We start from the raw sequence: 15,680 nt of genomic DNA, 5'->3' as shown, positions 1-15,680 counted from the left end.
GGTAACCCTCTTCCCGAATTGTATTTTGAGTCATATTCAGGTTGGTGACGTATGAAAGTGTTAGTAACTGGAGCAGCAGGATTCATCGGGTTTCATTTGGCGAAAAAACTGCTGGCACGGGGTGACGAAGTTGTCGGTCTTGACAACATGAATGATTACTATGATGTCAGCCTCAAGCAAGCGCGTCTGTCGCAGTTGACTGACAAGCCCAACTTCCGTTTCGTCAAAATGGACCTGGCCGACCGCCAAGGGATTGCCGATTTGTTCAAAACTGAAAAGTTTGAACGGGTCGTCAACCTCGCTGCCCAGGCCGGGGTGCGTTATTCCCTGACCAATCCTCATTCTTATATCGACAGCAATATTCAAGGTTTTATGAATATCCTCGAAGGCTGCCGGCATAACGAGGTTGAGCATCTGGTCTATGCCTCATCTTCATCAGTTTATGGCGCCAATACTGCTATGCCGTTTTCTGTTCACGACAACGTTGATCACCCGGTTTCTCTGTACGCCGCCTCAAAAAAAGCCAACGAGTTGATGGCACATACCTACAGCCACCTCTATGGGCTGCCGACGACAGGTCTGCGTTTTTTCACTGTTTATGGACCATGGGGACGGCCAGATATGGCCCTCTTTCTCTTTACCAAAGCAATACTGGCTGGAGAACCGATACAGGTTTTCAACTATGGCAAAATGAAGCGGGATTTCACCTATATCGATGATATCGTCGAAGGCGTTGTGCGGACTTTGGACAAAGTAGCCGAGCCGAACCCTGAATGGAGTGGTGCCACGCCTGATCCTGGAACCGCCGCTGTCCCTTACAGGCTTTACAATATCGGCAATAATCAGCCGGTTGAATTGATGAGGATGATCGAAACGCTGGAAAGCGCATTAGGTGAAAAAGCGGAAAAGCAAATGCTGCCAATCCAACCGGGGGATGTGCCGGAAACTTACGCGGATGTTGATGCTTTGGTGGGGGATGTTGGTTTCAAGCCGGCGACTTCGATTGAGGATGGGATTGCTAGTTTTGTGAAATGGTATCGCGAATTCTATCGATTTTTAAAAGGATCTGCTAGGTGAAAAATTTTGCCCTTATCGGTGCGGGGGGGTATATTGCACCTCGCCACATGAAAGCAATAAAGGAAACAGGTAATAATCTTGTTGCCGCTGTGGATAAAAATGATTCCGTTGGCATTATGGATTCATATTTCCCCAAAGCTAATTTCTTTACCGAATTTGAACGTTTTGATCGTCATGTTGAGAAGCTTCGGCGTGAAAATGCAGGTAAAGAGGTGAACTATGTCAGTATCTGTTCTCCGAATTATCTTCACGATGCACATATACGATTTGCTTTGAGAACCCACGCAGATGCTATTTGCGAGAAACCTTTGGTTCTCAATCCTTGGAATATTGATGCGTTGCAGGAGATAGAGGAAGAATGTGGTAAGAAGGTTAATACCATCCTTCAGTTGCGCCTGCACCCGAGTATTGTTGACTTGAAACAGTCAGTAGAAGACAAGTTGAAAGAGGAACCAGACAAAAAGTTTGAGGTTGATTTAACCTATCTGACCTCGCGGGGGCGTTGGTATCACGTTAGCTGGAAAGGGGATGAGCATAAATCGGGCGGTGTGGCGACAAATATTGGTGTTCACTTCTTTGACATGCTTACATACGTATTCGGCCCGGTTCAGCAAAATGTTTGTCATGTTCGTAATGTAGACACATCGGCAGGCTTCCTTGAATTGAAACATGCCCGTGTGCGCTGGTTTCTGAGTGTTAACGCAGACTATCTCCCTGCAGTTGCAAAAGAAAACAAACAGTCTACTTATAGATCGATAACGGTAAACGGACATGAGTTCGAGTTTTCAGGAGGCTTTACGGATTTACATACCAAGAGTTATGAAGAAATCCTCGCCGGGAGAGGTTTTGGCTTGGATAGCGTACGCGATTGTATTGGTATCGTGCATGATTTTCGTAATTCAGAGCCTTCCGGATTGGTTGGGGACTACCATCCTTTCTGTCAGGCTATAGATCGTGAATTGTTAGTTGTGGGCCGTCGACAAGGTGACTAGTATTCTTTGGGGCCGCAGAATAATCAGGCTGTTGTAGCTTTGAGGAAACAAGGGAGTGTGTAATGGGTGATAAACAAACCATTGATGATTACTTCGTCCATGAATCCAGCTATGTCGACGAAAAGGTTACTATCGGGATTGGGACAAAAATCTGGCATTTTTGCCATATATTGCCGGAAAGTGTTATCGGTGATAAATGCTCTTTCGGACAGAATTGTGTTGTCGGGCCGAGGGTTACAATCGGCAACAACGTCAAAGTCCAGAATAATATATCGATTTACGAAGGAGTCGAGATCGAGGATGATGTTTTTTTGGGACCCTCCTGTGTTCTGACCAACGTCACAAACCCCCGTTCCCAGGTGTTGCGTAAATCATTGTATGAAAAGACGTTGCTGAAAAAGGGGTGCTCGATTGGTGCCAATGCGACTATCGTCTGCGGAATTACAGTTGGGCGTTATGCATTTGTGGGGGCAGGAGCTGTAGTACACAGTGATGTTCCCGACTATGCGCTTATGCTTGGCGTCCCTGCTAAGCAAAAAGGGTGGATGAGCCGCCACGGGCATGTACTTAAAAATCCCGATGCTGATGGAATCATGACTTGTCCGGAAAGTGGGTTGAAATATCAGGAGTCGGAGGGGGCTCTCAAGTGCCTGAATCTGGATGAAGACGATGCTTTGCCCAAAGATCTCTCAATTGGCAAAATTGCTTACGATGAGTTGAAGTCCTGATATGCAGTTTATTGATCTTAATGCGCAACAAGAAAGAATTCGTCCGCAAATAGAAGCACGGATAAAAGCCGTTCTGGACCATGGGAAATATATTATGGGTCCAGAGGTGTTTGAACTTGAAGAACGGTTGGCTGATTTTGTCGGCGTAAAGCACTGCGTGAGCTGTGCAAGTGGAACCGATGCGTTGCTGATGTCACTGATGGCGTATGGGATCGGACCAGGGGATGCGATCTTCACGACGCCATTCACTTTTGTGGCGACAGGCGAGGTGATTTCCCTGCTTGGCGCAACTCCCGTGTATGTCGATATTGATCCTAGGACATTTAATATCGATCCCCAAAAACTAAAAGAAGTGCTTGAGAATTTCGAACTCCGAACTCCGAACTCCGAACAGCCTTTAGTCCCTAAAGGCATCATTCCTGTTGATTTGTTTGGCCTGCCGGCAGACTATGACTCTATCAATAGGGTGGCAAAAGAGCATGGCCTGTTTGTCGTTGAGGATGCTGCTCAAGGTTTGGGTGGGGAATACAAGGGTCGCAAGGCTGGCAGTTTGGCTGATATAGCGACTACCAGCTTTTTTCCAGCTAAGCCGCTAGGCTGCTACGGTGATGGTGGCGCTATTTTTACCGATAATGATGAGATTGCAGAAAAGCTGCGCTCTGTTCGTGTTCATGGGCAGGGGATAGATAAATATGAAAATGTCCGTATTGGGCTGAACGGACGACTGGACACTCTCCAAGCCGCGATCTTGTTGCCAAAGTTGGAGATATTCCCCGAAGAGATTGAGGCAAGGCAGCGTGTGGCGAGGGCTTACACGAAACTGCTTTCAAAAGTTGACGCCCAACAAATAATTACGCCCCATGTGCCGAAAGGGCTATCCAGCGCCTGGGCGCAGTACTCGATTTTGTCAGAGGATAGGGAGACACTAAGGGGAGAGCTACAGCAGAAGGGGATACCTACCGCTGTTTATTATCCAAAGCCACTGCACCTGCAGCAAGCGTATGCGGACTTGAACTATAACGAAGGCGATTTCCCTGTCTCAGAAAAGGTGTCTTCTCGAATTTTTAGTTTGCCGATGCATCCTTATTTGGAAGAATCAAGTCAACAACGAGTTGCTGAGATTGTGACAGAATCATTAAGAAAGGTGAAGTAATAGTTATGGAGCTAAAAAACTCCCGTATTTTGGTTATTGGAGGTGCTGGTTTTATTGGTAGCTTTGTTGTTTCTGAACTTCTGAAAACGGATGTAGCAGAGGTTGTTGTCTACGATAACTTCGCCCGTGGTGAAATCTCAAATCTGGAGGAGCAGCTAAAGGACTCGAGATGTAGCATTTATGAGCATGGGGGCGATATTCGCGACGTCGACTTGCTCAATGCTGCAATGAAAGGCATGGACGCTGTTGTTCATCTGGCAGCTATGTGGCTTCTTCACTGCAAAGATTTTCCCCGGACTGCTTTTCACGTAAATATCGAGGGCGTGTTCAATGTTCTCGAAGCTTGCGTGAATAACAATATCAAGAGGCTTGTCTATTCCTCTTCTGCTTCTGTCTACGGTGATGCGGTTGAAGTGCCTATGACAGAGGAGCATCCCTTCAATAATCGTAACTTTTACGGTGCGACGAAAATTTCCGGTGAAGCGATGTGCCGTGCTTTCTATGATCGTTATGGGCTGAGTTACGTTGGCTTGCGTTATATGAATGTTTACGGTCCACATCAGGATCAAACGGCAGCTTATACGGGGGTCATCCCGATTATGTTGAATAAAATTGCGGCCAATGAAGCGCCGGTTATCAACGGTGATGGATCTCAGGCCTATGATTTTATCTATGTTGAGGATGTGGCTCGTTGTAATGTAATGGCACTTGAAGCCGAAGTTGCTGATGAGTTTTACAATGTCGGCACTGGGGTTCAGACCAGTATCAAGGAGCTTTGTGACACGATTCTAGATCTTAAACAATCTGATTTGAAGGTCGAGTATCGGCCTTACAGCGAGGATGACGCAAGGCAACTGGTTCAGAATAGGATTGGCGGGCCAGAAAAAGCGCAGAAGGATCTTGGGTTTAAATCTAAATATGGTCTGATTGACGGTTTGCAGCAGTTGATCGACTGGCGGAATGAATAATACATAGAAGGTGTTGATAACGATGGATGTACAAAAACATAGAGAATCTTTTGATAAGATTTATAAAGATTTGCCAACGGGGAATTCTGATATTGTCTTCCCCTTGCGCGATATAGATGCATTTGATCTTGGTCCTTCGAAAAATCGTGCAAAAGACTATTATTGTTATATGTACAGAAGGTTTTCTTGTCACATCCTCAATGAAATTAAACTTGAGGAAGGTTTGGATGTTTTGGTGTTGGGGTGCGGGCAAGGGACCGATGAAAAAAACATTAAATCTCTTTGCCCTTCCGCCAATATAAGAAGTACGGACATCTCCGCTGAAATGATTAAGCGGGCAATTGACGGAGCTTCTCCGAGCACATTTGCTCTTGCTTCCGCTGAAAACATGCCTTTTCCTGATAATAGTTTCGATCGAATAGTTTCTCGTGAGGTCATTGAGCATGTTGATAAACCACAGCAAATGTTGAATGAGGTCTCTAGGATGCTTCGTGATAATGGAGTTGCGGTGATCACGACGGAGAACGAAGAGTCTTTGTCCCGAAAGCATGCTGGTGGTGAATTCATCAAAAGGATCATCCGTTTATTTTTCAGGAAGAATGCTAGTTTTGATGTGGTGGCCTTTAAAGATGAGGCTCCCACATTACGAGAAATGAAGGCTCTTGCTGAAAAGACTGATCTCGACCTTTGTGATTATTTTTGGGATGGTGCACTTTATCAATCTTTACCGAGTCTTTACCGTTGGCTTAAGGGTAATAATCTTGCGTCTTTGGCTTATAAGTTGTCGGCATTGGAAAACAGTCGTTTTTTTGCTCCACTGTTTTGTGACCAAGCAAAATATGTTTTTAGGAAAAAGAAACCGATTAACGTTGATGTCATGAACAGCCCACCTGATTTTGTATGTCCTGTCTGCCAAGGTGAACTCGAGTTGTTAGTAGATGAATTAAACTGTCCTTCACATGGTAGTTTTCCTGTTGCGAGCGTTCCTGACTTTGTATTTGTAGGGGGCGAAAAAAAGGATGTCCAGACAGTTACCCCATTGAGAGATGTCAGCGATTTGTCCAAATCTGTAGAAATGAGTTTTTGGTGCAAGCTAGGACGATATGTAGAGCGCCGAATTCTACATGCGTATTCCTTTTTTCTCGTTTTATGTGGTTGCTTAATTATTTTATTTTTACCTAAGAATCCTGACACAGGATCAAAGCGCATAGATGGAGAAAGTAATCTCGTTGAATTTATAAAGTTTGCCAAAAGTTGATGATAGGCAATGTGCCTTAATTGTTTGAAAGTAAATATACATATGAGAAAAATCGAAATAGCAATGCCTGTAACGGGTAAAGAGGAGTGGCTTGCGGTTAAAGAGCCCCTAATGTCTGGCTGGCTCACCCAAGGTCCTAAGGTTGCTGAATTTGAGCAGGCTTTCGCTGCCAGGCATGAAGTGAAACACGCCCTAGCCTGTACCAGTTGCACCACCGCTTTGCATTTGATTCTTGTTGCGATGGGGGTTGGTCCCAGTGATGAGGTGATTGTTCCAGCCTTTACCTGGGTGGCAACAGCCAACGTTGTCGTTTATTGCGGCGCTACACCTGTTTTTGTTGATGTCGACCGAACAACTTACAACATGGACCCAGCACAGGTTGCCTGCAAGGTGACCGAGCGGACCAAGGCTATTATTGCGGTCCATCTGTTCGGGCTTTGCGCAGATATCGATGCTATCTCTGAAGCCGCACCCGATGTGCCGATTGTTGAAGATGCAGCCTGTGCTGCCGGTGCGTCTTATAAGGGGCGGCCCGCCGGGACACTTGGTGTCGCGGCTGCCTTTTCTTTCCACCCCAGGAAGACGATTACGACCGGGGAGGGCGGGATGGTCACCTGCAATGATAATGCGTTAGCAGATAAGATTGCCATGCTCCGAAGTCATGGGGCTAGTGTTTCAGAAGAACAGCGACATTTGGGGCCTAAGCCATATCTTCTTCCTGAGTTTAATCTGCTTGGCTTTAACTATCGTATGACCGATCTGCAGGGCGCAGTTGGTTTGGTACAGCTTGGGAAACTGGACACCTTTATCGGTGAACGAAGGAAATGGGCACAATATTACTGTCGGGAGCTCAGAGGGATCGACTGGATTACTCCCCCTGAAATAAGCGACGGCTGCGGCTGGCAGGCCTTTGTTTGTCAGGTTGATGAGGAAAAATCCCCTTTGCCTCGCAACGAGATTATGGAAGCGCTGCAAAGTATGGGAATTAGCACCAGACCGGGGACCCATGCCGTTCACGCATTGGGCTATTTACGTGAACAGTTTTCGCTGGAGGATGAAGACTATCCAGAGGCAATGAAATGTGATCGATTCACAATGGCGATCCCACTGCACAATCGAATGGTAGAGGAGGATTTCAAATATGTCGCAGAAGCAATCAAGCACCTCTAACGATAATTTAGGCTTTTGGTTTGAAAATCTGTCGGGGGAAAGCTTGAAAGAGGAGGGTAGGACGGTTATCAAAGACATCCCCTATGTCATGAGGGGGGGGATTCTCAGACAGGAATCTCTTGTCTCCGATAAACAAAAGCAAACACGTGACTGTTTTGGGTTTAAGTGGGACAAAAGGGATACCTTTGAATCGCCAGCAGTTAGGTCAAAAGCAAAAAAATGGCTTCATGATCGATATGGTGATATCGCACAGAGCCCCTGGTTAAGTAAACATGGAAAGCGCCCCTTAGTCGTCGATGCCGGGTGCGGGGCTGGCTTTTCAGCATTAGAGTTTTTCGGAGAAATACTCGACGATATAGACTACCTTGGCGTTGATATTTCTAATGCGGTTGACGTCGCAAAAAAAAGATTTACAGAAAGCGCTGCACCAGGGGCATTTATTCAAGCAGATATTACGAAACTTCCGCTTGATGAAGGATCTGTCGATATTGTTTTTTCAGAAGGTGTTCTGCACCATACCGATTCAACTGAAAATGCGATCAAGGCCCTGTCGAAACTGCTGAAAAAGGATGGCCGGTTTTTATTCTATGTGTACAAGAAAAAAGGACCGATTCGTGAGTATACGGACGATTATGTTCGTGACAAGCTTCAGGGTCTAACCTCTGAGGAAGCCTGGGCTAAACTGTTGCCATTGACTAGATTCGGCCAGGTTTTGGGTGAATTGGACATCGAGATTGATGTGCCTGAAGCAATTGACTTACTTGAAATCCCTGCTGGGAAAATAGATCTTCAGCGGTTTTTTTATTGGAACGTATTTAAAGCATTTTACCGACCAGAGTTTGACCTTCAGGAGACGAATCATGTCAACTTTGATTGGTTCTTTCCTGCAAATGCTCAACGACAGTCGCCCGAAGAGGTACGCCGATGGTGTGCAGAAGCAGGTTTGCTGATTGAGCGTGAAAAGGTTGAGGATGCTGGCATTACAATTGTTGCACGTAAGGTTTAATACGAGGAATATTGATGTGCGGTGTTACTGGCATATTTAATCTGAACGGGGAACCTGTCTCTGTTGTTAATCTGCATAAGATGACAGATGTGATTGCACACCGCGGTCCGGATGGTGAAGGGTTCTTCGTTGAAAGTTATGTCGGACTTGGCCATCGTCGGCTTGCCATAATCGATCTGTCGCCTGCAGGCCACCAGCCTATGCAGTCTGCTGATGGCAGATTTGTCCTCAGTTACAATGGAGAGGTATACAACTTTCAAGAAATCCGTGTTGAACTTGAAGCGCTAGGCTACCATTTTCGCTCACGAACCGACTCCGAAGTCGTCTTAAATGCTTTTGCGCAATGGGGAGAGAAATGCCTTGATCGGTTTAATGGGATGTTTGCTTTTGCGATCTGGGACAAACAGGAGCATTCTCTTTTCCTTGCTCGCGATCGTTACGGAATAAAGCCACTCTACTACTCCCAGGTTGGTGAAAAACTTCTGTTTGGCTCTGAAATAAAGGCGATTACTGCCCATCCTGCATTTAAGACTAGCGTAGACAAAGAAGGTCTACTGGAATACTTCACCTTTCAAAACTTTTTTACCAATCGGACTCTCTACGATGGCGTCCAAATGTTGCCCGCTGGCAACTGGATGCGTATTCAACTCGGGCAACGGGCCGAACTTAAACCTGTTCAGTACTGGGACTATTTCTTTAAGGAGCCCGAACAAGTTAAGGACGAAACCGAATACGCTGAAGAACTGGATCGACTTTTCCGCCAAGCTGTCAACCGCCAATTAGTCAGCGACGTCGATGTCGGTGCCTACCTTAGTGGTGGAATGGATTCTGGCTCCATCACAGCTGTTGCCGCAACTCAGCTTTCCTATATGCGGACATTCACCTGCGGTTTCGACCTGAGTTCCGCTTCGGGCCTAGAACTCGGTTTTGATGAGCGCTGTAAAGCCGAATTCATGTCGAACAAGTTTAAAACAGAACATTATGAAATGGTACTCAAAGCTGGTGATATGGAAAGGGTTATGTCCAAACTGGCCTGGCACCTTGAGGAACCTCGCGTTGGACAGAGTTACCCGAATTATTATGCTGCGCAACTGGCCTCAAAATTTGTCAAAGTGGTCTTGTCGGGGGCGGGCGGCGACGAGTTTTTCGGTGGTTACCCCTGGCGATACTACCGGGCGGTTGTCAATGATGATTTTGAACACTATATCGATAAATATTATGGGTTTTGGCAGCGCATGATACCCAACAAAGTGATCCATGAAGTGTTCAAACCCATCTGGAAAGATGTTGAACATGTTTGGACCCGTGATATTTTCAGAGATGTATTTTCGACGCATGCGCATGATTTTACGCGCCCTGAACAATATGTGAATCATTCACTTTACTTCGAGGCCAAAACGTTTCTACATGGCTTGCTGGTTGTTGAAGATAAGCTGAGTATGGCCCACAGTTTAGAAACTCGGGTACCATTTCTGGATAATGATCTGGTTGATTTTGCCATGCGTTTGCCAGTGAAAACTAAACTGGGAAATCTGAATGAGGTTGTGAGGCTCAATGAAAATGAGCCGGGGTCAAAAACTCAGAAGTATTTTCAGAAATGTCAGGATGGGAAACTGCTTCTACGCAAGGCGATGAGTAAGTATATTCCTGATGAAATTGCAGATGCGACAAAGCAGGGGTTTTCAGCTCCAGATGCAAGCTGGTTTAAAGGCGAAAGTATCGATTATGTCCAAGAAAAATTACTTTCAAATAACGCCCATATTTATGAATATCTGGATAGAAAAACAATTCACTCTTTAATTCATGAGCACCTTTTAGGTAAAGAAAATAGACGGTTATTGATTTGGTCTTTATTGAATTTTGAGCATTGGTGCTGTGAGTTTATGAACTGACCTGTTTGTCTATGATGATTATGCAAAAAATCACTAATATCCGCCGAACAAAGAGGCTAATTCTTGAAGCTATTGAGAAGTTAGACCTGGATTTGTCTGGCATCAAAGTTCTTACTGAGGCAGCTTCGGGCTCTTTCGCGGTTACTCCATTGATTGCTGCGTTAGCCAATGCACAACAGGTCGTGGCTGTAGGTAGAGACTCTCGTTTTGGGGAATTTTCTAAGGTAAAAAGCCATATTGAATATTTGGCTCGGGAATTCGGTGTAGAGGGTCAGATTCGATTTTCTGAAAATATTCCCCAAGCTCATGCTGCTCAGGCGGAGCTTGTTACAAATTTAGGGTTTTTGCGCCCTATAGATCGTGATTTTGTTTCTCTGCTTCCTGATAATGCAGCTATTTCTCTGATGTGGGAAACATGGGAGTTCCGTGAAGATGACATCGATTTGAGTGCTTGTGCTGAGAGAGGAGTCCCCGTACTGGGTACGTGTGAGACTGACCCTCGGCTACAGATATTTAAATACGTAGGGCTTTTAGCTTTAAAGCTGCTTTTTGAAATGAATATTGAAGTTTTCCGTTCTCGTATTCTTGTGGTTGGGGGTGGCCCATTTGGTAAGGAGATTTGTGGGGTATTAAAAGATGTTGGTGCGATTGTTTTGCACTGGTCACCTGATATTTGTTGGCAGGATGTCCTTGGTTTTAAAGAGTTTGTTGATAGCTGTGATGCACTCGTTCTTGCTGAGCATCATCATAAGCATAAGTTGCTAGGTGGCGAGTTTGGTCTTCCTCTCGAATGGTTCCGGGGGCAGGAAGTTCCGTTGGCACATATCTGTGGTGATTTTGACGCTGAACTTCTTGACCATGGTGTCACAAAACATCCGAAAAAAAAAGTTTCACCAGGATACATGACTGTAACCACGGATTATGTTGGTTTGCGCCCTATCGTTGATTTGCATACAGCGGGTTTGAAAGTAGGTTCTGAGCTGGTTTGTGGTATGCGGAAGTTTGGTGACACCGATAGAGCTATTAAACACGCACTTGAGAACAGTCCTGCAATGGATTGGGAATAAGACAGATCAGGTTTGGTTGAGATTATGAGTAAATATTTTGTGGACTACTACGATTCGTCTCTTGAAAAGTGGGATAGATTTGTCAATCGAGCAAACAATGGCACGCTGTTTCATTCCTATGCATTCCTTAAATATCACGGGGAGAGATTTTTAAAGAACGAAAAGTCTGTTGCTATTTATAAAGGGGAGCAACTTTTTGGTGTTATGCCTTTGGGTTTTTTTGAGGAAAATGGTAAGTCGATAGGGAAATCTCCTTATGGTGCCTCATATGGGGGACCAGTTTTTCTTGGGCCACTTAGTTATTCAGAGGCTTCTGCTGTTTGTCAGGCAATTATCGCTTTTGCCCAAAGGGTTGGTTTGGATGAGTTGCGAATTGTCCTGCCCGTCGCGTCAGTTCATCGTGAGTATAGCGAGACCTTTTGTCTGGCATTGCATGAAAATGCTTTTGAACTTCAGATAAGGGATATCTCTAGTTTAGTGCCTTTGAACAAGCCAGAGGAGATAGTCGCTGGTTTTAAATCCCGGGCTCGCAATAGCATGAAGAAAGCTCGAGGGCTTGGCGTCGAAGTACTTTCTCGGGCGAGTTTAGATGAATTCTGGCCGCTCCTGATGTCAACATATGAAAAACATGGAACCCCCCCTACGCATACATATGATGAGTTGGCCTATCTCACGACGAAATTATCCGAGAAGATATATTTCGATGTTGCTCGACTTGATGGCGTGCCTGTTGCTGGTATCTGCTATTTTGTCTTGACCCCTGAAGTGAATAGCTCTTTTTATCTTGCACAGGACTCCCAGCATCAAAGTTCTCAGGCCTTGAGTTTGCTAGTTGGCGAGGGGCTTGAAAGGTGTGCTGTCGAAGGCTTTAAATGGTTTGATTTCGGGACATCTTCAACCGGTATGGTTGGTCGGGCACCCATCTTTAAATTCAAGGAAAGTTTTGGGGCTGTGGGGTTATTCCGGGAGACATATGTCTGGAAAAATAAATAAAATCCCTATCCTTCTGTCCGAAGCTATCAATGAAGAATTCAGTGGCACTCTTGAGTTTCAAGTTGCCAGCGACCCCTTAGGTGGACTCGATCCTGAGTCTATTCACTGGGGGCCTAACGGTCGTTGGCTCATTCAGTCCATCTTGGCGCATTTGCAGTTGGAGCGGCGGGATGAAGTCGCCATAATTACGACCAGCGATCAAACTTACGTATCGACTTGCTTGTCTGTGTCGGTATTTAATTTTTGTAAGGTTTCGCGATTAGTCACCCCTGCCACAAGCATTGTGATTGTCGTGCATGAGTTTGGTTATGTTCTTGAAAACATTGCAGGCAAAATTAAGCAATGGAGAGAGCAGGGGAAGGTTGTAGTCGAGGATTGTGCCCATCTGTTTGGAGTGCGAACTGCCGAGGGAACTGTAGGCCAGTGGGGAGATTATGCAGTTTATTCTTTGCCTAAAATTATTCCTGCTGAAGCTGGGGGAATGTTACTGGCTCACAAAGATATTTCTTTTCCCGAGATGACAGTTGAACAAGAAGAAATGGCGCAGAAGGGTAAAGATGCTGCCGGAAAGTATCTTGGGTATTTTTCTTTTTTTAATGAAGAACGCTTGGTGCGATCAGCATTAATCAAGGAGACCCTTAGAGGACAGCGTTTTTTTGATCCTTCCTCTATTGCGGTTCCATTTTTCCAGGGAATTGTTACTTCCCAAAAAAGAGAGATCATTAAGGCTATAGGGGAGGTTGAGTGGGGCGCAACGTTACGCCAAGATCTGCTTTACTTTCCGACCAACCCTGTTGTTGTTTTGTCACGCTATGAGAATGCCCTTAGACGAGTAAGTGCTCTTCTGGGTCAAAGTTGAGATGGTGAGGTTGTTATGGATTTAGCTGTTCTGGGCGATGGGTTTGAGTTTGAGAAGACTGTAGAAAGCTTGACTGCTTCCGGTCACAAGGTCACTTATATTGGTCCATTTCTGGAGGGAGATGAAAATAAACAAGACTTTGCCAGGCGAATTGGGGCGGAGATTGTAACGGATCATTCCTCATTGCTGGTGTGTGGGTGCAAAGATATTTTGATGATTTCATATCCAAAGCTGATTCAGCGGCATGAGCTGGACTCAGCAAACTTTTATAATATCCATTGTGCGCTTTTGCCACGATTTCGGGGTTTCCATGGATTGATTTGGGCAATTATCAATGGCGAAAACGAAGTTGGCTACACTTTGCATCTTGTTGATGAGGGGGTTGATAGTGGGGATATCTTACACCAGTCAGCCCTTGAGGTACTCGAAGATGATGACATCGGAACTCTGAAGAATAAAATAAACCAAAGAATTTTCAATGAAATCGGGCCCGTTTTTACGGCTTATGAACAGGGAGCTATTATCCCAAGAGTACAAGATGCGAAAAAAGCCATAATTGTCTCAAGGCGCCGTCCAGAAGATGGGAAAATCGATTGGAACTGGCCGTCGCGGAGGATATTTAATTTTGTCCGAGCTCTCACCCCCCCGGAGCTTCCAGGCGCTTTTACTTATTGTCGTGGTGAAAAGCTTGTCATTCAAAAGGCTCATTACGTTGGTGGTCCAGAATACTTTGCCGGTACTGGAAAGGTAATGGAAATAGTGGAGGGCAATGTTTTGGTCAAGTGTGGCGATGGACTGTTGGAGCTTAATGGGGTTGTGTGGAGGGGGGAGACTCTGCCTGCTGGGGAGGTGTTGAGTACGATAGGGCTGCAGTTGGGGTAACTATGACTTTTTTGAGTGTAAGCTTGGAGCACCTTTTTTTGCTTTTACTGGTTTTTATAACCAGGGTACTTTTTTTATCGTTGCCGACGATTCGTAGCGCAACCAGCGATACAAACTTCCATATTTGGTTTTCAAATACATTTTTTAAAACAAATAAAAGCCTATCTCACAAAAAATATCCGGGATCAATTGTTGACGGAAAAATAGTTTACCCTCCAATTCCGCATATATTTCTGTCATTTGTTAAAAAAAAATATATTTGTTTTGTGGGGGCATTTTTAAATATATTATTTGATTATTTTTCAGCGGTTGTTTGCTATTGGGTTGTCGTTATTTATTTAAACGAACTTCCGATGGGAATTGATGGTCAGATTTTATCGAGACCATTTATCTCCTCGATTTTGTTTGCAACGACACCATTATTGCACCCTGTTAATGCTAGATTGACTGGTATTGGTGGGAGGACTATAGGGCCTTTTCTAATATTGGTTTATTTTTGTTTTTTAGGTAATGTATTGATTTATGATGAGTTGTTTTATGTAGTGTTTCTCGGGCCAATAGCACTTTTAATAATCCTGTCTAGTCAGTTTGCTTTACAGGTTTTATTGTTTTTTTCGGCTTTTTTGACTCTTTTTTACATGGATATATTGCCCCTTGGATTGGCCTTAGTAGTTGTTTTTCTAAGTTTCAAATTTAATATCTTCGGGACTAGAGAACAATTAGTTGGCAAAATACAACACCTAAAGTGGTATTTGGACAAGAATGCAAACCCGAAACCCTTGAACCGTAATACTCTTGATGTTTTGTTGGCAGTTCTTGGTTTTAGTAAAAACCCTGGAAGGGCTTGCATGTTATTGTTTAAGCGTGTGACCCCGTTTATCCTTGCATACTCATTGCCCTGTTTCTGGGCTCTAGTTTATATTTTCTGGACTAAATCTTTCCACTCTTTCCAAGGCGGGCAGACAATAGAATTGTACTTCTGTTTAATGATAACGATCTCATTTATTGTTTTTGTGCTCACCTCATTTCGTCCTTTAATTATTCTTGGCGAAGCGGAGAGATACGTCGAGTACACTGTTCCTTTTATGTGTTTTGTTTTGGTTTTTTTTGCAGCTTATTCTGGAGTTGATTGGATATTGCCCTATGTTGTTATTGTGAATGTTTTATTTGTGATATTAAACTATATGATTTTATCAGAAGATATTATAAGACTTAATTTAAAAACAGAATCCTTACAGTTATTTGATGATCAATTAATAAAATTTCTTTCAAGTATTTCTGGTTTGCGCTGTGTAACTATTCCACTAAAGTTGAGTTATAGTTTATCCTCCTCTTTATCTTCTGAGCATAAATTTTACTTTCCAGCTATATTTACTGAAAAAGATGGACTTTTATACACCCTTGAGGATTGTGTTGTTTATGACAAAATTAAACCAGCTATAAGTAAATTGTCGAATAAATATAATTTAAATTATCTTGTCGTGGAGAATAATTATTACAGGAATACTTACATTCCTGATTGTGGTCCTGTTGAACATGACTGTCTGATTAAGATATTCAGTAACGATAAGTATTCAGTATTTGAAATAGTGGCCACATAATATGCACTCTCGGTTCAAGGGGCTGTCTCATGAT

At 44.2% G+C, this 15,680-nt stretch carries 14 protein-coding genes; all 14 read left to right on the top strand.

Annotated elements, in window-relative coordinates:
- Positions 1–51: 51 nt before the first annotated feature.
- The 14 genes from BUB13_RS03940 to BUB13_RS03875 all read left to right on the top strand — a co-directional run bounded on the left by BUB13_RS03940 (position 52) and on the right by BUB13_RS03875 (position 15,646).
- Positions 52–1,077, top strand: coding sequence for an NAD-dependent epimerase (locus BUB13_RS03940; protein ID WP_072905807.1), 1,026 nt, complete (start codon positions 52–54; stop codon positions 1,075–1,077).
- Positions 1,074–2,069: a Gfo/Idh/MocA family oxidoreductase gene (locus BUB13_RS03935; protein WP_072905805.1), complete on the top strand. Its 996-nt coding sequence runs from the start codon at positions 1,074–1,076 to the stop codon at positions 2,067–2,069. The genes BUB13_RS03940 and BUB13_RS03935 overlap by 4 nt, the downstream gene beginning before the upstream one ends.
- 62 nt (positions 2,070–2,131) lie before the next feature.
- Positions 2,132–2,797: an acyltransferase gene (locus BUB13_RS03930; protein ID WP_072905803.1), complete on the top strand. Its 666-nt coding sequence runs from the start codon at positions 2,132–2,134 to the stop codon at positions 2,795–2,797.
- Between the two features lies 1 nt (position 2,798).
- Positions 2,799–3,950, top strand: a complete 1,152-nt coding sequence (locus tag BUB13_RS03925) for a DegT/DnrJ/EryC1/StrS family aminotransferase (RefSeq protein WP_072905801.1) — start codon at positions 2,799–2,801, stop codon at positions 3,948–3,950.
- Between the two features lie 5 nt (positions 3,951–3,955).
- On the top strand, positions 3,956–4,918 hold the full coding sequence (locus tag BUB13_RS03920; RefSeq protein ID WP_072905799.1) for an NAD-dependent epimerase/dehydratase family protein: 963 nt from the start codon (positions 3,956–3,958) through the stop codon (positions 4,916–4,918).
- A gap of 22 nt (positions 4,919–4,940) precedes the next feature.
- A complete protein-coding gene (locus BUB13_RS03915; RefSeq protein WP_072905797.1) occupies positions 4,941–6,176 on the top strand; it encodes a class I SAM-dependent methyltransferase in 1,236 nt (411 codons plus the stop codon).
- 42 nt (positions 6,177–6,218) lie between these two features.
- Positions 6,219–7,346 (top strand): DegT/DnrJ/EryC1/StrS family aminotransferase, encoded by a 1,128-nt coding sequence (locus BUB13_RS03910; RefSeq protein WP_072905795.1) that lies wholly within the window; start codon positions 6,219–6,221, stop codon positions 7,344–7,346.
- Positions 7,318–8,352, top strand: a complete 1,035-nt coding sequence (locus BUB13_RS03905; RefSeq protein ID WP_072905793.1) for a class I SAM-dependent methyltransferase — start codon at positions 7,318–7,320, stop codon at positions 8,350–8,352. Before BUB13_RS03910 ends, BUB13_RS03905 begins: the two co-directional genes overlap by 29 nt.
- Positions 8,353–8,366: 14 nt before the next feature.
- Positions 8,367–10,244, top strand: a complete 1,878-nt coding sequence (gene asnB, locus BUB13_RS03900; protein WP_072905791.1) for an asparagine synthase (glutamine-hydrolyzing) — start codon at positions 8,367–8,369, stop codon at positions 10,242–10,244.
- A gap of 20 nt (positions 10,245–10,264) precedes the next feature.
- Positions 10,265–11,311, top strand: a complete 1,047-nt coding sequence (locus BUB13_RS03895) for a hypothetical protein (RefSeq protein ID WP_161947622.1) — start codon at positions 10,265–10,267, stop codon at positions 11,309–11,311.
- Between the two features lie 24 nt (positions 11,312–11,335).
- Positions 11,336–12,304 carry a GNAT family N-acetyltransferase gene (locus tag BUB13_RS03890; RefSeq protein WP_072905787.1) on the top strand — a complete coding sequence of 323 codons (969 nt, stop codon included), beginning with the start codon at positions 11,336–11,338 and terminating at the stop codon, positions 12,302–12,304.
- Positions 12,285–13,163 (top strand): DegT/DnrJ/EryC1/StrS family aminotransferase, encoded by an 879-nt coding sequence (locus BUB13_RS03885; protein ID WP_072905785.1) that lies wholly within the window; start codon positions 12,285–12,287, stop codon positions 13,161–13,163. The genes BUB13_RS03890 and BUB13_RS03885 overlap by 20 nt, the downstream gene beginning before the upstream one ends.
- A 15-nt stretch (positions 13,164–13,178) precedes the next feature.
- A complete protein-coding gene (locus BUB13_RS03880; protein ID WP_072905783.1) occupies positions 13,179–14,045 on the top strand; it encodes a methionyl-tRNA formyltransferase in 867 nt (288 codons plus the stop codon).
- A complete protein-coding gene (locus tag BUB13_RS03875) occupies positions 13,982–15,646 on the top strand; it encodes a hypothetical protein (protein WP_161947621.1) in 1,665 nt (554 codons plus the stop codon). The genes BUB13_RS03880 and BUB13_RS03875 overlap by 64 nt, the downstream gene beginning before the upstream one ends.
- Positions 15,647–15,680 lie beyond the last annotated feature (34 nt).

The organism is Malonomonas rubra DSM 5091 (assembly GCF_900142125.1).
Taxonomy (GTDB): domain Bacteria; phylum Desulfobacterota; class Desulfuromonadia; order Desulfuromonadales; family Geopsychrobacteraceae; genus Malonomonas; species Malonomonas rubra.
Note: the sequence above shows the minus strand (reverse complement) of the source record. Positions and strands in the feature narration are given on the sequence as shown.